This window comes from Kocuria sediminis (genome assembly GCF_009735315.1).
GTDB classification, from domain to species: domain Bacteria; phylum Actinomycetota; class Actinomycetes; order Actinomycetales; family Micrococcaceae; genus Kocuria; species Kocuria turfanensis.
This window is the reverse complement of the sequence record NZ_WOGU01000001.1, coordinates 78,928-98,866: the sequence shown is the minus strand read 5'-3', so window position 1 is coordinate 98,866 and position 19,939 is coordinate 78,928. Positions and strand designations below refer to the sequence as shown.

Sequence of the window (19,939 nt, the reverse complement as noted above, 5' to 3'; positions counted from 1 at the left end):
GGACTGGACGATGGCCGGGCGCGGGGAGCCAGCCGGTAGGATGGCGCGCATTGACCACAGCGACGAAGGGCGGAACATGGGCGCGGACAAGACGACGAGCTGGTCGTACGCCGAGGCGTTCGCCGTGGAGGACGAGCTCGCCTACCGCGCCCGGGAGCGGTCCCTCGCCCTGCGCATCCCGCCGGTCACCCCGGGTACGGCCGCCGCCCTGACGGTGCTCGCCGCGTCGGCGCGGCCCGCCACCGTCGTGGAGGTGGGCACCGGGGCGGGGGTCTCCGGGCTCGCGCTGCTGCGCGGGCTGCCGGCCACGTCCGTGCTGACGACCATCGACACCGACATCCGGGCCCTGCGCGCGGCGCGGGACACGTTCCGGGAGGCCGGGGTGCCGACGAGCCGGACCCGCACCATCCCCGGCCGCGCCTCCCTGGTGATGCCCCGGCTCAGCGCCGGGGCCTACGACCTCGTGTTCCTCGACGCGGACTCCGAGGGGACCCTCGACTACGCCGAGGAGGCGGTGCGGCTGCTGCGCCCGGGCGGCATGCTGGTGGTCAACGACGCCCTGCACCAGGACAAGGTGGCGCAGCCGGCCAACCGCGAGGAGAACACCCGGACCATGCGGGCCGTGCACCGGCTGTTCCGGGACGACGAGCGCTTCAGCACCGCGCTGCTCACCACCGGCTCGGGCCTGCTGCTCGCCGTCCGCCGCTGACCCGGTCCCGGGAAGGGAGCTCCCCCGTCAGGAACCGTACCGGACGGGACCGCGCAGGACGGGTCGGCAGCACGGCGGAGGGCCCGGCCCCAGGGGGTGCCGGGCCCTCCGCCGTCACGGGCGGGCCGTCACTCGGTCACGCCGGCCAGGCACTCCTTGAGCTCCGCGGCCTCGCCCGGCTTCAGCTCGACCACGAGCCGGCCGCCACCCTCGAGCGGCACGCGCATGATGAGGCTGCGCCCCTCCTTGGTGACCTCCATCGGTCCGTCACCGGTTCTCGGCTTCATGGCCGCCATGTGGGAACTCCTCTTCCTCAGTTGGTGTTGTTCCCATCCTATCCGAGCCGTCGCAGTGGACCCGGACGGCACGGGACCGGGGCGGCGCGCGTCGGCGCCACCCCGGACCGGCTCACGGCGGGTAGTCCCCGCCCCCGGGCAGCTGCTTCCAGTGCCACAGCCAGCCCACCCAGACCAGCTGAAGCAGGGCGCCGAAGAGCACGCACGCAACCCGGTAGGCGCGAGAGTCCGAGACCGCGGCCAGCGGCAGGGCGAGCGGGAACAGCGGCAGCAGCAGCCGGAAGGTGCTGGTCTGCGGGTGCAGGAACAGCAGCAGGTAGACGGCGTAGCTCGCCAGCCACACCCGGGTGAGCAGGTCCAGCCGCTCGCGCACCACCTGCGAGCGCAGCACCAGGACACCGCCCGCCACCAGCAGCGCCGGGGCCACGAGTCCGGCGACCGGGCCGAGGAGGTCCGTCCCGGCGTCGAACCACGGGACCACCGGCACCAGTCCTCCGCCCCGCCAGACCGTCTCCGTCTCGGTGTACGCCGTCGGCTCCCCCGTGGCCCACCAGGCGATCGCCGGCCAGGCCAGCGCGGCGGCGCAGGAGAACACCGCCAGGGCGAACAGCCCGTCGAACGCGTCTGCCGCCCGGCGCAGCTGCCCGGCCCGGCGCCGGGCCACGGTCCGCACGAGCCAGGTGATCCCGAGGGCGGCGGCGAAGGGCACCCCCGCGGGACGGGTCAGGCACATGACGAGCACCACCGGCGCCGCCGCGAGGTGACGGCCCCGGGAGACCAGCAGCAGGGCCCCGGCCAGCAGCGCCAGGTGCAGCGACTCGGCGTAGGGCACCTGCAGCACCGGGGCCACCGGGTTGAACGCCACGAACGCCAGCCCCCACAGGGCCGTGTCCGGGGCCGCGAACCGGAGGAAGAGCCGGTGGACGAGCAGCGCCGCCGCGAATCCCGCGGCCAGGGACACCGCCGAGGCCGCGGCGTCCCAGCCGGCCCCGGTGAGCCCGGTCACCGCCCGGACGAGCAGCGGGAAGACCGGGTAGAACGCCCAGGCGTTCTCCTGGGCGCGCCCGGCCTCGTCCCGCGGCACGGATCCCGGGTAGCCCTCCCGGGCGATCCGCTCGTACCAGTCGGAGTCCCAGATGCCGGTGAACGCGAGGTAGCCCAGGGCGCCGTCCCCCCACGGGCCGGGGCCCTGCTGACGCCCCACCGTGGTGAACACGGCCCACGCCCACACCCGGGAGGCCGCCCAGACGAGCGCGGCCTGGGCCCACCAGGGGGCGGCGGCCAGCCGGGAGCTCACGCTCCCCGCGCCGGACCGGGTCCGGGGTCCTGGGCCGGCAGCTGCCGGGCGAGGCGCTCGAGCACGGCGTGCACCTCCCCGGGGTCGTAGCCGCGGCGCCGGATGGAGAAGGCGATCCGCCCGACGTCCTCCCGCGTCATCACCTCGGGCAGCACGAGAGGGGCGTCCGGGGCGCGCTCGGCGCGGATCCCGTCCCGGGCGGGAGCGGTCCAGCCGGAGAGCCGCTCGCGGCCGAGCAGGACGACGCCCACGAGGGTCAGCAGCAGCACCAGGCCGGTCAGCACCACGAAGAGTTCGGTCATGCCACCAGGCTATGCGGCGGGCGCGCGGAGCCCGGCTGCCGGGCGACCGCCCGGACGCGAAACATTCCTACGGATCGGTACGCATTTAACGTGCTCGCAACGTGTTCGCCATCACACGGAAGAATTCTGGGATATCTTTCCGGTATGTCACACGCCACTCCGCCGGCCGCCGCACCGTCCGCCGCCGCGCCCGGCACGGGCGAGGCCCTGGTCCGCATGTCGCACGTCAACAAGCACTTCGGGGACCTCCACGTGCTCCGGGACATCAACCTGGAGGTGCGCCGCGGCGAGGTCGTCGTGGTGATCGGCCCGTCCGGGTCCGGGAAGTCGACCCTGTGCCGCGCGATCAACCGGCTCGAGAGCATCGACGACGGGGAGATCCTCATCGACGGCAAGCGGCTGCCCGAGGAGGGCAAGGCCCTCGCGAGGCTGCGCGCGGACGTGGGCATGGTCTTCCAGTCGTTCAACCTCTTCGCCCACAAGTCGGTCCTGCAGAACGTGACCCTCGGGCCCGTGAAGGTCCGTGGCCGCTCGGCGGGCGAGGCGAAGAAGCAGGCGATGGAGCTGCTGACCCGGGTGGGCGTGGCGAACCAGGCCGAGAAGCTGCCGGCCCAGCTCTCCGGCGGCCAGCAGCAGCGCGTGGCGATCGCCCGCGCCCTGGCCATGGAGCCGAAGGTCATGCTCTTCGACGAGCCGACCTCCGCCCTCGACCCCGAGATGATCAACGAGGTGCTCGACACCATGGTCGCCCTGGCCAAGCAGGGCATGACGATGATCGTGGTGACCCACGAGATGGGCTTCGCCCGCAAGGCCGCCGACCGCGTGGTGTTCATGGCCGACGGGCAGATCGTCGAGGAGAACACCCCCGAGGAGTTCTTCACCAATCCGCGCTCCGCGCGCGCCCAGGACTTCCTGGGCAAGATCCTCGGCCACTGACCGTCCACCCGCCCCTCCGACCGAACGTCACCACCTCGACTGCAAGGAGCAGACCATGCGCAACACCAAGCCCCTCGGACTCGCCGCGATGGCCGCGGCCGCGGCCCTGACCCTCACCGCGTGCGGCGGCGGCGGCGAGGAGCAGGCCGGCGGCGGGGAGACCGGCGGGTCCGGCGAGTCCGTCCGGATCGGCATCAAGTACGACCAGCCGGGCCTCGGCTTCCGGGACGGGGACCAGTACACCGGCTTCGACGTCGACGTCGCGAAGTACGTCGCCACCGAGCTCGGCTACTCGGAGGACCAGATCGAGTGGGTGGAGTCCCCCTCCGCCAACCGCGAGAACATGCTCGCCAACGACCAGGTCGACATGATCTTCGCGACCTACTCGATCACCGAGGAGCGCGACCAGACCGTGGACTTCGCCGGCCCCTACTTCGTGGCCGGCCAGGACCTGCTGGTCCGCACGGACGACACCTCGATCACCGGCCCAGACGACCTCGAGGGCAAGAACCTGTGCTCGGTGACGGGCTCGACCTCCGCGCAGAAGGTCAAGGAGGACCAGCCCGGCGCCAACCTCGTCGAGCAGCCCGGCTACGCCGACTGCCTCACCGCGCTGGAGTCCGGCCAGGTGGACGCCGTGACCACGGACGACATCATCCTCGCGGGCCTGGCCGCGACCGAGGCCAACCAGGGCAAGTTCAAGGTGGTGGGCAACACCTTCTCCGAGGAGCGCTACGGCGTGGGCCTGCCCCAGGGCTCCGACCAGTGCGAGGCCGTCAACGAGGCCATCACCAAGATGATCGACGAGGGCGCCTGGGAGGAGGCGGTCACCGCCAACACCGAGGGGGCCGACTACTCGTACAACGCGGAGCTGAACCCGCCGGAGCCCGAGCCCTGCGGCGAGTGACGACGGACGCGTAGGTCCCGGGGCCGGCCGGTTCCGGCCGGCCCCGGGACCGGCGCCCCCGCAGCACACCGACCGATCCACGACGAAGGGCCCTCGCGTGACCCAGCACCACCCCGATCCCCGGGAGCTCCCGTGAGCGACTACCTGGCAGACTTCGCCAGCCTGTTCGAGCAGTACGACGTCCTGGCCGCCTTCTGGGTCAACCTCCGGCTGACCTTCTGGGCCGCGATCGGCTCGGCGGTCCTCGGCGGGCTGATCGCGCTGATGCGCATCTCCCCCATCGCGTCGCTGCGGCTGCTGGGCACCGGGTACGTGAACCTGTTCCGCAACACGCCACTGACCATCATCCTCGTCTTCCTGGTCCTGGGCGTGTGGAGCCAGCTGGGGATCAACCTCTCCGGCGACTTCGACCAGAACTTCTTCAACTGGGCGGTCATCGGCCTGAGCCTCTACCACGCGGCCTTCGTCTGCGAGGCCATCCGCTCCGGGGTCAACACCGTCCCGGTCGGCCAGGCCGAGGCCGCCCGGGCCATCGGCCTGTCCTTCCTGCCCGCCGCCCGGCTGATCATCTTCCCGCAGGCGCTGCGGGGGGCCGTCACGCCGCTCGGCAACACCCTGATCGCCCTGACGAAGAACACGACGGTGGCCGCGGCCGCGTCGGTCACCGAGATCTCCTCGCTCATGAAGACCATGATCGAGTTCCGCCCGGACGTGATCATCGCGATCTTCCTGGTGGTCGCCCTCGGCTTCGTCCTCATCGTGGTCCCGGTGGGCCTGCTCACCACCTGGGCCTCCCGGAAACTGGCGGTGAAGCGCTGATGGCCAAGACCCAGAACGTCCTCTTCGACGTCCAAGGACCCCGCGGCCGGCGGATCAGCGCGGCGCTCAACGTGCTCGGCGTGCTGCTCGCGGCGGCCCTCGCCTGGATCGTGCTGGGCGAGCTGGCCGAGAAGGGCCAGCTCGACGCCGCGAAGTGGAGCCCCCTGCTGTCCGCGCGCACGTGGGAGAACTTCCTGCTCCCGGGGCTGTGGGACACCCTCCGGGCCGCGCTGCTGGCCGTGGTGCTCTCCGTCGCCTTCGGCCTGGTCTTCGGGCTCGGCCGGCTCTCCCAGCTCGCGCCCGTCCGGGGGGTCTGCACCGTGGTCGTGGAGTTCTTCCGCGCCGTCCCGGTGCTCGTGATGATGATCTTCTTCTACCTGGGCATCGGGCGGGCCGGGCTGGTCGAGCCGTCGAACGTCCCCTTCTGGGCGGTGGTCCTCGGGCTGATGTTCTACAACGGGTCCGTGATCGCCGAGCTGATCCGCTCCGGCGTCCACCAGCTGCCCAAGGGGCAGCGGGAGGCCGGGCTCGTCATCGGGCTCACGCCGTCCCGCTCGCTGCGCCTGATCGAGCTCCCCCAGGCGCTGACGGCCATGCTGCCCTCGCTGGTCAGCCAGTTCGTGGTCATCCTCAAGGACACGGCCCTGGGCTACATCATCACCTACCCGGAGCTGCTCGCCAGCGGGCGGCGCCTGGGCTCCGGGGACGGCAACATCCTCCAGACGCTGTTCGTCGTGGCGCTGGTCTTCGTGCTGATCAACTACCTGCTGACGCTGCTGGCCGCGTGGCTCTCCCGGTTCCTCAGCTACCGCACGGGCGGCTCCACCAAGCCGGCCGAGGGCCCCCTCGCCGCCGAGGAGGCCACCGTCTGAGCGCGGCTCAGTCGGTGAGCCAGGCGGCGAGGGCCCGGTAGCACTCCCGCACGGCCTCGGCGCTCACGTGCTCGTCGTCGGTGTGGGCGAGCAGGGCGTCCCCGGGACCGAAGTTCACCGCCGGCACGCCCATCTCCGAGAAGCGGGCCACGTCGGTCCAGCCGTACTTCGGCTTCGGCTCCTGGCCCACCGCGGCCACGAACGCCGCGGCGGCGGGGCGGTCCAGGCCGGGGCGGGCCGCGGCCGAGAGGTCGGTGAACTCCAGCTCGTAGCCGGCGAAGACCTCCCGGACGTGGGCGACGGCCTCCTGCGGGGTCTTGTCCGGGGCGAAGCGGTAGTTGACCTCCACGTGGGCGGTGTCCGGGACGACGTTGCCGGCCACGCCGCCGCCGATCCCGATCGCGTTGAGGCCCTCCCGGTAGTCGAGGCCCTCCACGGTGATCGTCCGCGGGGTGTAGGCGGCCAGGCGGGCCAGGACGTCGGCCAGCTTGTGGATGGCGTTCTCCCCGATCCAGGACCGCCCCGAGTGGGCCGCCCGCCCGGTGGTGGTGATCCGGAAGCGCATCGTGCCGTTGCACCCGCCCTCCACCGTCCCGTCCGTGGGCTCGAGCAGCACCGCGAAGTCCGCCTCGAGCAGCTCCGGGGCGTTGCGCTGCAGCCGTCCCAGACCGCTGGCCGCGGCGTCGACCTCCTCGTGGTCGTAGAAGACGTAGCTGACGTCCCGGTTCGGCTCGGTCAGCGCCGCCGCGAGGGCGAGCTGGACGGCCACGCCGCCCTTCATGTCGGTGGCCCCGCGGCCGTAGAGCATCCGGTGGCCGTCGGCCTCCTCCCACGACGAGGGCACGGTGCCGCGGGCGCCGGGCACGGCGGGCAGGGGCACGGTGTCGAGGTGCCCGGCGAGCACCACCCGCTCGCCCCGGCCCAGCTCGGTGCGGGCGACCACGGCGTCCCCGTCCCGGTGCACGGTGAGGTGCGGGAGCCGGCGCAGCGCGGCCTCGACGGCGTCGGCGATGGGCCCCTCCCCGCCGGAGACGGACTCCAGGTCGATGAGGGCGGCGGTGAGCTCGGCAGGGTCCGCGGCGAGGTCGAGGTCGGGTGCGATCATGGCTGCCAGCATAGCGGCGGGGGTCCCGGGCCCGGATCGGCCCGGCCGCGGCCTCCCCCGTAGGATGGACGCCATGACTTCTCCCACCTCTCGTCCCGCCGCCGGCCGTCCGGCCCCCGGTCGTCCCGCCTCCGGGCTGGGCCTGGCCACCGTCGTGGCCTCCGGCCCCCAGGAGGGCACCGTCCTCGACGTCTGGTACCCCTCCCCGGCCCTGTCCGACGCCGTCGACACCTCCCTCGACGCCGATCTGCGGCTGGCGGCCACCGCCGACCCGGACCGCAACATCCGCAGCGAGATCGTCGAGACGGTCGTCGACCTCGACGCCGCCCCCGTCGACGCCGCCGACGCGTACCTGCGCCTGCACCTGCTCTCCCACCGCCTCGTGCGGCCCAACACCGTGAACCTCGACGGGGTCTTCGGCCTGCTCGCCAACGTCGCCTGGACCGACCGGGGCCCCGTGCTCGCCGAGGAGCTCACCCTCGCCCTGCTGCGGATGAAGGCCACCGGCGGGCACGTGACCGTGCACAGCGTCGACAAGTTCCCGCGGATGGTGGACTACGTGGTGCCCTCGGGCGTGCGGATCGGCGACGCCAACCGGATCCGGCTCGGCGCCCACCTGGCCCCCGGCACCACGGTGATGCACGAGGGCTTCGTGAACTTCAACGCCGGCACGCTTGGCCAGTCCATGGTCGAGGGCCGGATCAGCGCCGGCGTGGTCGTGGGCGACGCCACGGACATCGGCGGCGGCGCGTCCATCATGGGCACCCTCTCCGGCGGCGGCAAGGAGCGGATCACCGTGGGCGAGCGCGTGCTCCTCGGGGCGAACTCCGGCGTGGGCATCTCCCTCGGCGACGACTGCGTGGTCGAGGCCGGCCTGTACGTCACCGCCGGCACGCGGGTGAGCGTGCTCGCCGACGGGGCGCAGTCCACGGCCAAGGCCTCGGAGCTCTCCGGCGTCCCGAACCTGCTGTTCCGCCGCAACTCGCTCACCGGCGCGGTCGAGGTGCTCCCGCGCGCCGGGCGGACCGTGGAGCTCAACGCGGCCCTGCACGCCAACTGAGCCCCCCCTCCCGGCTGAGCCCCCATCCCGGCTGAGCCCCCGCCCCGGAGGGTCTCCCCCGCCGGACGGGCTCCCGCCGGCCGGGGCCGCGGGACCGGATGCCCGGTCCTGCGGCCCCGGCCGCGCCTCCTCCTCCGCACCCGCCTTCCCCGCCCGCCCAGGAGCCCCCGTGTCCTCCCCCGCCTCCGGCCGCCGCACCAGGACGGCCGGGCTGTCGCTGTTCGTGCTGCTGCTGGTCTGCGCCGTGCTCGCCGCCGGGGCCCTCGTGGTCGTCGAGCTGCGGGCGGGGCGCCCCTCGGCCGGCGAGCCCCGCTGCGTGGTCGCCACCACGGACCCGGACGGACAGCGCCGGCGGCACACCCTGTCCTCCGAGCAGGCGGCCAACGCGGCCCTGGTCACCGCCGAGTCCGTCCGGCGCGGCACCGACCCGTACGCGGCGGTCGTGGCCCTGGCCACGGCCCTGCAGGAGTCCCAGCTCGTGAACATCGACTACGGGGACCGCGACTCCGTGGGCCTCTTCCAGCAGCGCCCGTCCCAGGGCTGGGGCACGGTCGAGCAGATCCTGGACCCGTCCTACGCCACCGGGGCCTTCTACGACCGCCTCGCCGAGGTGGACTACGCCCGGCTGTCGGTGACCGAGGCCGCCCAGGCGGTCCAGCGCTCCGCGCACCCGGACGCCTACGCCCGGCACGAGCCCCTGGCCCGGGCCTTCGCCGACAGCCTGACCGGGGGCACCGAGGCGTCCCTGAACTGCGTGCTCGCCGAGCCCGGCCAGCCCGGGGACGCGGCCGCGGCCGCCGACGCCCTGGGCGCGGCCTTCGGGGACGCGGCCCCCGCCGCGCGCGCCGAGGCCGGCCGGGTGGTCGTGCCCGCCCCGGCCGGGCCCACGGGCTGGGCGGTGGCGCACTGGGCGGTCGCCTCCGCCGAGCGGCTGGGCGTCGCCGAGGTCTCCTTCGACGGGCGCAGCTGGGTCCGGGCCGACCAGCGGACCACCCGCTTCGCCCCCGCCCCCGGCTGGGTGGACGCCGCCGAGGCCCACCCGGACGGTCCGCCTCCGTCGGGCGACGTCGTGCTGGTCCTCGCGAGCCGCTGAGGGCCTGTCCGGGCCCGGGCCGATACGCTGGGCGCATGAGAATTCTCGTCACCGGGGGAACCGGCTACATCGGCTCGCACACCGTCCTCGCCCTGCTGGAGGCCGGCCACGACGTCGTCGTGATGGACAACCTCGCCAACTCCTCGCGGACCTCCCTGGAGCGCGTGGAGGAGCTCGCGGGGCGCCCGGCGGCCGCGTTCGCCGAGGTCGACCTGCTGGACCCGGCCGGGCTCGACGCCCTGTTCGCGCAGCACCGGCCGGAGGCGGTGATCCACTTCGCCGGGCTCAAGGCCGTGGGCGAGTCGGCCGAGCAGCCGCTGCGGTACTACCGCACCAACGTGACCGGCACGCTGAACCTGCTGGAGGCCATGGCGGCCCACGGCTGCCGCTCCATCGTGTTCTCCTCCTCCGCCACGGTCTACGGCGCCCCGGAGGAGATGCCGCTGACCGAGAAGCAGCCCATGGACGCGCAGAACCCCTACGGCCGCACCAAGGAGCACATCGAGGACATGCTCGTGGACCTGGCCGCCTCGGACCCCTCGTGGAGCGTGGCCCTGCTGCGCTACTTCAACCCCGTGGGCGCCCATGAGTCCGGCCGGATCGGGGAGGACCCCACCGGCGTGCCGAACAACCTGCTGCCTTTCATCGCCCAGGTGGCCGTGGGCCGACGCGAGAAGCTGCGCGTGTTCGGCGACGACTACCCCACCGCCGACGGCACCGGGGTGCGCGACTACATCCACGTCGTCGACCTCGCGGAGGGCCACCTCCGGGCCCTCGACCACCTCGCCCGGCACGGCGGGGTGCACACGTGGAACCTGGGCACCGGCAAGGGGTACTCGGTGCTCGAGGTGCACGCCGCGTTCGAGCGGGCGTCCGGGCGCAGCATCCCCTACGAGGTCGCGGCGCGGCGTCCCGGGGACGCGGCCGTCTCCTACGCGGACCCCTCCACGGCCCTGGCCGAGCTGGGCTGGTCGGCCGAGCGGGACATCGACACCATGTGCCGCGACCACTGGAACTGGCAGAGGAGCAACCCGGAGGGCTACGCCGGGTCCTGAGGCCCCGGGCTCACCAGCCCGGCGGGCGCACCACGTTCGGCGGCGCGTCGGCGAACAGCGCCGCCACCCGGCGCTCGTCGTGGCCGGCGATGCCCGTGCCCACCCGGGTGAGCCAGAACGTCAGCTCCGGGTGGGCGCGGGCGAAGTCCACGAACACGTCCGCCTCGCGCTCCAGGGTGGGGAACCCGCTCATGCTGTCGATCGCGTAGGAGCGCCCCTGCAGGCCGTGGCCCTGCCCCGGCACCGCGCCGAAGCGCTCCACGGCGGTCCGCGCCGCGCCGGCCGCGTGCGCGCCGCGGGCGTTGGAGCCGAAGACGAAGACCTCGTCCGGGCCCAGCTCGGTGATCCGCTCGGGGGTGTGCCGCTGCTCGCTCATGGCCCGCACCCTACCGGGGCGCGCGGCGGGTGCAAAAGGCAGGGCCCGCGCCCCCTCGGGGGGCGCGGGCCCTGCCACCGGCCGTGCGGCTCAGCCCTGCGGGTAGTGACGCTCGGCCTCGCCCACGTAGAGCTGGCGCGGACGGCCGATCTTGGTCTCCGGGTCCTCGATCATCTCGCGCCACTGCGCGATCCAGCCCGGCAGCCGGCCGATGGCGAACAGGACGGTGAACATCTTCTCCGGGAAGCCCATCGCCTTGTAGATCAGCCCGGTGTAGAAGTCGACGTTCGGGTACAGCTTGCGCTCCACGAAGTAGTCGTCGGCCAGGGCCTTCTCCTCGAGCCGCATCGCGATCTCGAGCTGCTCGTCGTTGCCGCCCAGCTTCTCGAGGAGGTCGTGGGCGTAGTCCTTGACGATGCGCGCGCGCGGGTCGTAGTTCTTGTACACGCGGTGGCCGAAGCCCATGAGCCGGGCGCCGGACTCCTTGTTCTTGACCTTCTCCATGAACTCCTCGGGCTTGACGCCCTCCTGCTGGATCCGGTTGAGCATGGCCAGCACGGCCTCGTTCGCGCCGCCGTGCAGCGGGCCGTAGAGGGCGTTGATCCCGGCGGAGACCGAGGCGAACATGTTCGCGTGGGACGAGCCCACCAGCCGGACCGTGGAGGTGGAGCAGTTCTGCTCGTGGTCGGCGTGCAGCATCAGGAGCACGTCGAGGGCCTTGGCCATCGTCGGGTCGATCTCATAGTCCTCGGCGGGCACCCCGAAGCACATGCGGAGGAAGTTCTCCGTGTAGTTGAGGTCGTTCTGCGGGTAGAGCATCGGCTCGCCCTTGGACTTCTTGAAGGCGTACGCGGCCAGGGTCGGGACCTTGGCGAGCAGCCGGATCGTGGAGATCTCCACCTGCTGCTGGTCGAACGGGTCGAGGGAGTCCGCGTAGAACGTGGACAGCGCCGAGACCGCCGAGGAGAGCACCGGCATGGGGTGCGCGTTGCGCGGGAACCCGTTGAAGAAGCTCTTGAGGTCCTCGTGGACCATGGTGTGCCGGCGCACCCGGGTGTCGAAGTCCTCGAGCTGGGCCGGGGTGGGCAGCTCGCCGTAGATCAGCAGGTACGCGGTCTCGATGAACGTCGAGTGCTGGGCGAGCTCCTCGATCGGGTAGCCGCGGTAGCGCAGGATGCCGTTGTTGCCGTCGATGTAGGTCACCGCCGAGCGCGCGTTGGCGGTGTTCATGAACCCGGGGTCGAAGGCGACGTTGCCGGTCTCCTTGAGCAGGTTCGTGATCGCGTACCCGCGGTTGCCCACGGTGGCGTCCTGGACGGGCAGCTCGAGCCGTCCGCCGTTGCCGTAGTCGAGCTGAGCGGTCTCGGTCTTCTGTGCAGACTCGGTCATGTTCTTCGTCCTCCGCGAGTGGATTTCGGTGTCCGGTGTCCGGGGCGGCCCTGCCGGGCGGCACCGGTGGCGCAGCACGGGCGTGTCTCGGGACACAGCGATCGTCAGGGTCCAACCTACCTGTTCCGTCGGCGAGCGGACCAATCCCGGCGCCGCGCGGGGGCGTCTCAGCCGCGGGCGAGCCGCTGCACCGCGGCGTCGATCCGCTCGTCCGTGGCGGTGAGCGCGAGCCGCACGTAGCCCTCCCCGGCCGTCCCGTAGAACACGCCCGGGCCCACCACGACGCCCCGCTCGGCGAGGCGCTGGACCGTGGCCCAGGTGTCCTCCCCGGCGGTGCACCACAGGTAGAGCCCCGCCTCGGAGTGCTCCACGCGCAGCCCGAACGCCTCCACGGCCGGCACGAGGCGGTCGCGCCGGGCCCGGTAGAGCGCCTTCTGCGCGTGCACGTGGGCGTCGTCGCCGAGGGCGACCCGCATGGCCTCCTGGACGGGGGCCGGGACGATCATCCCGGCGTGCTTGCGCGAGTTCACCAGGTTGGCCATCAGCCGGGCGTCGCCGGCGAGGAACGCGGCGCGGTAGCCGGCCGCGTTGGACTGCTTCGACAGCGAGTACGCCGAGAGCAGCAGGGAGGTGTCCCCGCCGCTGACCCGCGGGTCCAGCACCGAGGGGACGGGGGCCCCGCCCTGCTGGACGTCCCACCGGCCCCAGCCGAGCTCGGCGTAGCACTCGTCGGAGACGACCACCGCCCCGAGGCCCCGGGCCTGGTCCACGAGGCGGCGCAGCGACTCGACGTCGCGCACGATGCCGGTGGGGTTGGCCGGCGAGTTCAGCCAGACCAGGCGCACCCGGGCGCGCACCTCGTCCTCGAGCTCGTCGAGGTCGTCGGCGGCCACCGCCTCGGCGCCGGCCAGCCGCGCCCCGATGTCGTAGGTGGGGTAGGCCACCGTGGGGCGCACGAGGACGTCCCCCGGGCGCAGGCCGAGCAGCAGCGGCAGCCAGGCGACGAGCTCCTTGGAGCCGACCGTGGGCATGACCGCGGCCGGGTCCAGACCGGGCACGCCGCGCCGGCGGGCGTACCAGGCCACGACGGCCTCCCGCAGGGCGGGGGTGCCGTGGGTGGTCGGGTAGCCGTGGGCGTCCGCGGCGGCGGCCAGCGCGTCCTGGACGACCAGCGGGGTGGGGTCCACGGGCGTGCCGATGGACAGGTCCACGACCCCGTCCGGGTGCTCCGCGGCGACGGCGCGGTACGGCGCCATCGTGTCCCACGGGTAGTCCGGGAGGGCGAGGCCGAAGGACCGTGCCGTCTCGGTCACTGGGCGCCCTGGTTCTGCGGGGGCAGGGCCGCGATCATCGGGTGGTCCGTGTGGGTGTTGCCGAGCTTGGCGGCCCCGCCCGGGGAGCCGAGGTCGTCGAAGAACTCGACGTTGGCCTTGTAGTAGTCGGCCCACTCCTCGGGGGTGTCGTCCTCGTAGTAGATCGCCTCCACGGGGCAGACCGGTTCGCACGCGCCGCAGTCCACGCACTCGTCGGGGTGGATGTAGAGCGAGCGCTCCCCCTCGTAGATGCAGTCGACGGGGCACTCCTCGACGCAGGCCTTGTCCTTGACGTCGACACAGGGCTGGGCGATGACGTAGGTCACGGCGTTTCACACCTTTCTGCTGGAATTCTCCGCCCAGTCTAGCCACCGTGTCCTGGCTACGATGACAGCCATGGTCTCCCCGACATCCGGCTCAACGTCCTCGCCCGTTCCGTCATCCCCCGCCCTGGAGTTGCTCGCTGGCCTGCCCCGCGGTACACGGGTCAGCGTGCGCTACGCCCTGCCCGCCGACGACGCCTCCGGGCTGCCGCTCACCGACGCCCTGGGCGAGCTGGTGGGGCCGGTCACCGAGGGGGACGCCGGGACGGTGACGGTGCGCACGCGGCGCGGGGACGTGCTGATCCCCGCCGCGTCGGTGCGGGCCGCCCGGGTGGTGCCGCCGGCCCCGCCGCGCCGGCGGCCGCGTGGCGGCTGAACGGCGGCAGAACGGACGCCGAGCGGGGAAAGGCGGGCCCGAGGGGCCTCGGGTGCGCGGGCGGGCCCGCCCGTCGGGCTGGGCGTGCGCCGGGGCCGCGGTCGGCCGGGCGCTCAGGCGGGGTGGGCCGCCCGTCGCCGGGCGCGCACCCAGCGGCCCGTGACGAGCACGGAGGCGATCGTCACCGCGAACACCACCACGAACCAGGCCAGGCCCAGGACGCCGACCACCGTGCTCGGATCGGTCACCACGATCACCGACCCGTCCCCGCCGTAGGCGAAGAACCAGGAGACGAGGTAGCCGATCAGTCCGGGCACGGCGGCGGCCCACACGCGGCGGGTGGCGGTGCCGACCCACAGGGACACGCTCAGCAGCAGGGCGGCGGCGAAGAGCAGTCCCCACGGGATCCACCAGCCCGCCGGCGAGTACCAGATCGCGCCGTGCAGCACCGTGGCCACGCTCGCCCCGGCGAGACCGGCGGCGACCGAGGTCACCAGGGTGGTGGGCAGCGAGGCCGGGGCCGCGTCGGCACGCGTCTCCCCCACTGCGGCGTCCGGGTCCCCGGCGAGCAGGCGGAAGGTCTCCAGGGCGCTGAAGGGCTGCCAGACCCCGTTGGACAGGGCGAAGCGGCTGCCGTCCTCGGCGAGCACCAGCTGGGTGGCGTGGGCGGCCATGGCCGCCCGCTTGCGCTCGGCGGAGCCGTGCACGGCGGCCTGCGGGCGGGGGTCGTCCGCCCGGGCCTCCCCCTCGACGGCCCACACGAGGGGGGTGCGCCAGGGCTCGGCGGCCCCGCCCGCGGCGTCCGTGCCGGGGCGGGCGGCCAGCTCCGCGCCGCGCACCGCGACGGCGGCCGTGCGGACGTGGTCGGGGTGGCCGTAGCCCCCGTCGTCGTCGTAGGTGACGAGCACGTGGGGGCGGACGGCGCGCACGGCCGCGGCGACGTGCGCGGCGGCCTCCTCGGGGGACGCCGCGGTGAGGCTGTGCGGGGAGGAGTCCCCGGCCGGGGCCGCCCGGCCGTCGGGGCCCCAGGACATCCCGGAGTCGTGGTAGTGCCCCGTGCCGCCGGCGAAGCCCACGGCGGGGTCCAGGGCGGGGGGCTCGCCCGCGAAGTAGCGGTCGGCCACCCCCAGCGCGGCGGCGGCGTCGTCGAGCTCCCCGACGCGGTAGCGGCCCAGGGCGGTGCCGTCGTCGGTGCAGCCGGGACGGCCGACCTCGAGCCCGCGCAGGGGCTCGGGGATCACCTCGCCGCGCTCCCCGCGGGTCATGGTGAGCAGCACGACCTGCGCGCCCAGTCGCGCGTACCGGCCCATGGTGGCGCCCGTGGCGATGGACTCGTCGTCCGGGTGGGCGTGCACGAACAGCAGCCGGGCGTCCTCCGGGCGCAGTCCGGCGGGCAGCAGACCCGGCAGGGCGTCCTCGCGCACGAGGACGCCCTGCTCGGGGTAGTACGGGACGGGCTGGGTCACGACCGGGCCTGCTGCGCTCGCCTGCTGGGCCGGTGGCTCAGGCCCGGGCGCGGGCGCGGTTGGCCTTCAGGCGCTCGTTGGCGTCGAGGACCACCTTGCGGATCCGGATGGCCTCCGGGGTGACCTCCACGCACTCGTCCTCGCGGGCGAACTCGAGGGACTCCTCGAGGGTCAGCTTGCGCGGGGGCGTGAGGTTCTCGAAGGTGTCGGAGGAGGCCGCACGCATGTTGGTGAGCTTCTTCTCCTTCGTGATGTTCACGTCCATGTCGTCGGCGCGGGAGTTCTCCCCGACGATCATGCCCTCGTAGACCTCGGAGGTCGGCTCCACGAAGAAGGAGCCGCGCTCCTGCAGGTTGATCATCGCGAACGGGGTGACCACGCCGGCGCGGTCGGCGATCATCGACCCGTTGGTGCGGTACTCGATGTCCCCGGCCCACGGCTCGTAGCCGTCGGCGTAGGAGGAGGCGATGCCGGCGCCGCGGGTCTCGGTGAGGAACTTCGTGCGGAAGCCGATGAGCCCCCGGGAGGGGACCTTGAACTCCATGCGCACCCAGCCGGTGCCGTGGTTGGCCATGGCCTCCATGCGGCCCTTGCGGGCGGCCATCAGCTGGGTCACGGCGCCGAGGAACTCGTCCGGCACGTCGATGGTCATGTGCTCGTAGGGCTCGTGCACCTTGCCGTCGACGGTCTTGGTGACCACCTGCGGCTTGCCCGCGGTCAGCTCGAAGCCCTCGCGGCGCATCTGCTCCACGAGGATGGCCAGGGCCAGCTCACCGCGGCCCTGGACCTCCCAGGCGTCGGGGCGCTGGGTGGGGAGCACCTTGAGCGAGACGTTGCCGACGAGCTCCTTGTCGAGGCGGTCCTTGACCTGGCGGGCGGTGACCTTGGCGCCCTTGACGCGTCCGGCCAGCGGGGAGGTGTTGATGCCGATGGTCATGGAGATCGCGGGGTCGTCCACCGTGATCAGCGGCAGGGGCTGCGGGTTCTCCGGGTCGGTGAGGGTCTCGCCGATGGTGATGTCCTCGATCCCGGCCACGGCCACGATCTCACCGGGGCCGGCGGACTCGGCCGGGACCCGGTCCAGGCCCTTGGTGGCCAGCAGCTCGGAGATCCGCACGTTCTTGAGCTCGCCGTTCGCCCGCGCCCAGGCCACGGTCTGGCCCTTCTTGAGGGTGCCGTTGAAGATCCGCAGCAGGGCGAGGCGGCCCAGGAACGGGGAGGCGTCCAGGTTGGTCACGTGGGCCTGCAGCACGCCCTCGGGGTCGTAGGAGGGGGCCGGGACGTGCTCGATGATCGTCCGGAACAGCGGCTCGAGGTCCTCGTTGTCCGGCAGGGACCCGTTGGCGGGCTGCTCGAGGGAGGCCCGGCCGTCGCGGCCCGCGGCGTAGACCACGGGCACGTTCAGGACGGCGTCGAGGTCGAGGTCCGGCTCGTCCTCGGAGATGTCGGAGGCCAGGCCCAGCAGCAGGTCCATGGACTCGCCCACGACCTCGTCGATCCGGGCGTCGGGGCGGTCCACCTTGTTGACCACGAGGATCACGGGCAGCTTCGCCTCGAGCGCCTTGCGCAGCACGAAGCGGGTCTGGGGCAGCGGGCCCTCGGAGGCGTCCACGAGCAGCACGACGCCGTCGACCATGGACAGGCCGCGCTCGACCTCGCCGCCGAAGTCGGCGTGGCCGGGGGTGTCGATGACGTTGATGGTGATGGTCTCCCCGTTCGCGGAGGGACCGTCGTAGAACACCGTGGTGTTCTTGGCGAGGATCGTGATCCCCTTCTCGCGCTCCAGGTCACCGGAGTCCATCACGCGCTCCTCGACCTCACCGTGGGCCGAGAACGCGTGCGTCTGCTGGAGCATCGCGTCCACGATGGTGGTCTTGCCGTGGTCGACGTGGGCCACGATGGCCACGTTGCGGAGGTCGGCGCGCTGGGCGGTGGTGGAGGTTACAGACATACGCGTGGGTCTCTCTTCGGGTGGAGATGCGGGGGGAGGTGCAGCCCTCCCGATGGGTGCGGCCGGGGCGCCGCCGCGCACCCGGAGAGGCCCGGGCGGGGGCACCCGCACAGCGGGCCACCGAACAGTCTACCTTGCGGGACCACCCGGGCGGCACCCCGGCAGGCTGTGACCCCGCCGACCCCGGCCCTGCCTCCCCCGCCCGCACGACGCCGAGCCCCGCCCGCACAGAAGCGAGTCCCCACGCGCAACGCCGAGCCCCCACGCACAGAGGCGAGTCCCCAGTGTTCTGGTGCATCCCCATGCTCTTTCCTGGGGAGACACCGCAGCACTGGGGACTCGGCGCTCAGCGCGTTCGAGGGCTGGGGACTCGGCGCTCAGCGCGTTCAAGGCCTGGGGACTCGGCGCTCAGGGGTTCGGGGGCTCGGACCCCGCGGCTCAGCAGGTGCGCGCCGGGGCGGGGCTCACCAGGTGGGCAGCGCCGGCAGGGTCTCCTCCGCCGTGACGCGCCCGGTCTGCCCGCGCGCCAGCCACGCCAGCAGGCCGGCGCGGTCGGACCGGACGCGCGCGGCGCCGTCGCCGATCACCCACTCGTCGCCCTCCTCGGTGGCCAGCGTCATCCCGGGGGCGTCCTTGGCGCGCATGGTGCGCACCGCCGCCTCGAGGGCGTCGAGCAGAGAGTCCGGCTCGGCCCGCTCCAGGGTCCAGGCCGTGTCGAGGTCGTGGTGGTGGACGACGATCTCCGAGTTCCGCAGCGCCACGACGGCGAGGGCGGGGATCCGCTTGCCGTGCATGTGCACCTCGTCCACGGCCAGGGCCCCGCCCAGCCGCCGGCACTGCTCGGCGAAGTAGGCCGCGCTCTCGCGGGTCCGGCGCAGCAGCTCCTCGCGGGGCAGGGCGGCGAACTCGTCGATCTCCTGGTTGCGGGCCTCGGGAGACGCGTAGGGGCGCTGCTCCCGGCCCGTGACGGCCCAGTCGACCAGCCGGACGAGGGCCCGCCCGTTGGAGGCGAGGTGAGCGACGACGTGGGCGCGGCTCCAGCCGCCGCACAGCGAGGGCGCGGCCAGCTCCTCCTCGGAGAGGGACTCGGCCGTGGCGAGGAACCTGTCGGTCTCGCGCTCGAGGCGGGACAGGTCGGCCTGCAGGCGGGTGGGATCGCTCATGGCCCCACCCTATCCAGCGCCGTGTGAGCCCGGCCAGCGCCGGGGATCCGGGGCCGTCCGCGGGGCGCTCCTCCGGGCGTCAGCGCAGCACGTCGTCCACCGGGCGCCGCAGCGACCGGGGCATCTCGGGGCCGCGCCCGAGGCAGATCACGAGGTCAGGCCGTCCGTCGAGGCCCAGCGCCCGGGCGAAGCGGCGCCGCCGGGCTGCGTCCTCGACCGGCTGGTTCACGAAGGCGTGGCGCACGCCCAGCGCCGTGGCCTGCAGGGCGAGGCGCTCGTAGCACCGCCCGGCCTCCACCCAGTGCCCGGGGTCGTCGGTCGAGGAGACGAGCACGGCCACGGCGGAGGCGCTGCGGATCCTCCGGGCGTACGTCTCGTTGGCGGGTCCGGCGCGGGAGAGGAACCGGAACAGCGGGCCGGCGATCCAGCGGGGCGCCGAGGAGTTGCCCGTCGCGCGCCCGGACAGCCCGTCCCGGGTGCGCACGGCCTCGGCGTCGTTGAAGCGGATCCACTGCTTCAGCTCCCGCACGAACGCCCGGTCCCGGAGCTGGGCCGAGTTCCCCTGCGTCACGTGGTCGACGACCGTCTCCTTGGCCCGGCTGCCGGTCAGCAGGACGGTGCGCACGCCGCTGCCCGTCCCGGCGGAGCGCAGCAGTTCCAGCTCGTCCGGACCCAGCGGCGTCCCGTCGTACTCCGTGCGCGTGCTCTGGCGCCGCAGGATCGCGTCGAACAGGTCGGAGGCGCGGGCCGGGGCCGGGGTGAGGTCCACCCGCACCCGCCCGGGGAGCGGCCGGTCCTCGAAGCGCACCACCGGCTCCCAGCCGTCCGCGCGCGCGGCCTGGACCAGGTTCTCCGCGGCGCACCCGAGCGAGGCGTACAGGTGGTGGTCGTCGGGGTCGACGGCGGGGCAGCGCCGTGAGAGGTCGGGCAGGATCGAGATCGTGCGTCCGTCCAGCCGGAACTGCCAGCACTGGGTGTTGTGGCTGGACGGCGCCAGGCTCGCGTAGTGGACCAGCGACCGCAGCCGCTCGTACTCCCCACCGGCACCGGCCGGGGCCCGGCGCCAGGTCTCCCGGACGGCCTCCTCGTAGTCCATGCCGGCTCCTCCCGCGTCCTGGGACGGTCCACGGT

General features: G+C 73.6%; 21 protein-coding genes. 9 read left to right on the top strand and 12 right to left on the bottom strand.

Annotated features, from left to right (window positions below; genetic code table 11):
- Positions 1-76: 76 nt before the first annotated feature.
- Positions 77-709, top strand: coding sequence for an O-methyltransferase (locus GMA12_RS00485; protein WP_062734861.1), 633 nt, complete (start codon positions 77-79; stop codon positions 707-709).
- A gap of 128 nt (positions 710-837) precedes the next feature.
- On the opposite strand, the gene GMA12_RS00480 is transcribed toward GMA12_RS00485, so the two are convergent.
- From GMA12_RS00480 to GMA12_RS19170, 3 genes are all read right to left on the bottom strand, one after another.
- Positions 838-1,005, bottom strand: coding sequence for a DUF3117 domain-containing protein (locus GMA12_RS00480; RefSeq protein WP_075872508.1), 168 nt, complete (start codon positions 1,003-1,005; stop codon positions 838-840).
- A gap of 112 nt (positions 1,006-1,117) precedes the next feature.
- A complete protein-coding gene (locus GMA12_RS00475) occupies positions 1,118-2,302 on the bottom strand; it encodes a putative hexosyltransferase (protein WP_162459276.1) in 1,185 nt (394 codons plus the stop codon).
- The gene (locus GMA12_RS19170) at positions 2,299-2,604 is read right to left on the bottom strand and encodes a DivIVA domain-containing protein (RefSeq protein ID WP_206064615.1); all 306 of its coding nucleotides are present in this window, start codon (positions 2,602-2,604) and stop codon (positions 2,299-2,301) included. The genes GMA12_RS00475 and GMA12_RS19170 overlap by 4 nt, the downstream gene beginning before the upstream one ends.
- A 216-nt stretch (positions 2,605-2,820) precedes the next feature.
- Between GMA12_RS19170 and GMA12_RS00465 the strand changes: the two genes are divergently transcribed.
- The 4 genes from GMA12_RS00465 (at position 2,821) to GMA12_RS00450 (ending at position 6,138) form a co-directional block, all read left to right on the top strand.
- A complete protein-coding gene (locus GMA12_RS00465; RefSeq protein ID WP_170301014.1) occupies positions 2,821-3,540 on the top strand; it encodes an amino acid ABC transporter ATP-binding protein in 720 nt (239 codons plus the stop codon).
- Between the two features lie 55 nt (positions 3,541-3,595).
- Complete coding sequence (locus GMA12_RS00460; protein WP_156266229.1) at positions 3,596-4,447, top strand: glutamate ABC transporter substrate-binding protein; 852 nt, start codon at positions 3,596-3,598, stop codon at positions 4,445-4,447.
- A gap of 132 nt (positions 4,448-4,579) precedes the next feature.
- Positions 4,580-5,266 (top strand): amino acid ABC transporter permease, encoded by a 687-nt coding sequence (locus GMA12_RS00455; RefSeq protein WP_162459275.1) that lies wholly within the window; start codon positions 4,580-4,582, stop codon positions 5,264-5,266.
- A complete protein-coding gene (locus tag GMA12_RS00450; protein WP_156266227.1) occupies positions 5,266-6,138 on the top strand; it encodes an amino acid ABC transporter permease in 873 nt (290 codons plus the stop codon). Before GMA12_RS00455 ends, GMA12_RS00450 begins: the two co-directional genes overlap by 1 nt.
- Before the next feature lie 7 nt (positions 6,139-6,145).
- Here the strand turns inward: GMA12_RS00450 and dapE are convergent, their stop codons facing one another.
- Positions 6,146-7,255 carry a succinyl-diaminopimelate desuccinylase gene (gene dapE, locus GMA12_RS00445; RefSeq protein WP_156266225.1) on the bottom strand — a complete coding sequence of 370 codons (1,110 nt, stop codon included), beginning with the start codon at positions 7,253-7,255 and terminating at the stop codon, positions 6,146-6,148.
- 61 nt (positions 7,256-7,316) lie between these two features.
- Between dapE and dapD the strand changes: the two genes are divergently transcribed.
- The 3 genes from dapD (at position 7,317) to galE (ending at position 10,451) form a co-directional block, all read left to right on the top strand.
- Positions 7,317-8,303 (top strand): 2,3,4,5-tetrahydropyridine-2,6-dicarboxylate N-succinyltransferase, encoded by a 987-nt coding sequence (gene dapD, locus GMA12_RS00440; RefSeq protein WP_156266223.1) that lies wholly within the window; start codon positions 7,317-7,319, stop codon positions 8,301-8,303.
- 169 nt (positions 8,304-8,472) lie between these two features.
- Positions 8,473-9,396, top strand: a complete 924-nt coding sequence (locus GMA12_RS00435) for a hypothetical protein (protein WP_370829684.1) — start codon at positions 8,473-8,475, stop codon at positions 9,394-9,396.
- Between the two features lie 35 nt (positions 9,397-9,431).
- The gene (gene galE, locus GMA12_RS00430; protein WP_156266221.1) at positions 9,432-10,451 is read left to right on the top strand and encodes a UDP-glucose 4-epimerase GalE; all 1,020 of its coding nucleotides are present in this window, start codon (positions 9,432-9,434) and stop codon (positions 10,449-10,451) included.
- Between the two features lie 10 nt (positions 10,452-10,461).
- On the opposite strand, the gene GMA12_RS00425 is transcribed toward galE, so the two are convergent.
- From GMA12_RS00425 to fdxA, 4 genes are all read right to left on the bottom strand, one after another.
- Entirely contained in the window at positions 10,462-10,827 is a 366-nt protein-coding gene (locus GMA12_RS00425) for an A1S_2505 family phage non-structural protein (protein WP_156266219.1), read from the bottom strand.
- 90 nt (positions 10,828-10,917) lie between these two features.
- Entirely contained in the window at positions 10,918-12,216 is a 1,299-nt protein-coding gene (locus GMA12_RS00420) for a citrate synthase (protein ID WP_156266217.1), read from the bottom strand.
- Between the two features lie 167 nt (positions 12,217-12,383).
- Positions 12,384-13,529 (bottom strand): succinyldiaminopimelate transaminase, encoded by a 1,146-nt coding sequence (dapC, locus tag GMA12_RS00415; protein WP_162459274.1) that lies wholly within the window; start codon positions 13,527-13,529, stop codon positions 12,384-12,386.
- Positions 13,526-13,855, bottom strand: coding sequence for a ferredoxin (fdxA, locus tag GMA12_RS00410; protein ID WP_047801516.1), 330 nt, complete (start codon positions 13,853-13,855; stop codon positions 13,526-13,528). The genes dapC and fdxA overlap by 4 nt, the downstream gene beginning before the upstream one ends.
- Positions 13,856-13,925: 70 nt before the next feature.
- Here fdxA and GMA12_RS18495 point away from each other — a divergent pair, with 70 nt between their 5' ends.
- Complete coding sequence (locus tag GMA12_RS18495) at positions 13,926-14,228, top strand: putative acetyltransferase (protein WP_170301011.1); 303 nt, start codon at positions 13,926-13,928, stop codon at positions 14,226-14,228.
- A gap of 113 nt (positions 14,229-14,341) precedes the next feature.
- Here the strand turns inward: GMA12_RS18495 and GMA12_RS00400 are convergent, their stop codons facing one another.
- The 4 genes from GMA12_RS00400 to GMA12_RS00385 all read right to left on the bottom strand — a co-directional run bounded on the left by GMA12_RS00400 (position 14,342) and on the right by GMA12_RS00385 (position 19,904).
- A complete protein-coding gene (locus tag GMA12_RS00400) occupies positions 14,342-15,694 on the bottom strand; it encodes a PIG-L family deacetylase (RefSeq protein WP_370829680.1) in 1,353 nt (450 codons plus the stop codon).
- Between the two features lie 37 nt (positions 15,695-15,731).
- Positions 15,732-17,645, bottom strand: coding sequence for a translational GTPase TypA (typA, locus tag GMA12_RS00395; protein WP_156266215.1), 1,914 nt, complete (start codon positions 17,643-17,645; stop codon positions 15,732-15,734).
- 464 nt (positions 17,646-18,109) lie between these two features.
- Positions 18,110-18,808 carry a maleylpyruvate isomerase family mycothiol-dependent enzyme gene (locus tag GMA12_RS00390; RefSeq protein ID WP_156266213.1) on the bottom strand — a complete coding sequence of 233 codons (699 nt, stop codon included), beginning with the start codon at positions 18,806-18,808 and terminating at the stop codon, positions 18,110-18,112.
- 79 nt (positions 18,809-18,887) lie between these two features.
- Positions 18,888-19,904, bottom strand: a complete 1,017-nt coding sequence (locus GMA12_RS00385; RefSeq protein ID WP_156266211.1) for an Acg family FMN-binding oxidoreductase — start codon at positions 19,902-19,904, stop codon at positions 18,888-18,890.
- Between the last annotated feature and the right edge of the window lie 35 nt (positions 19,905-19,939).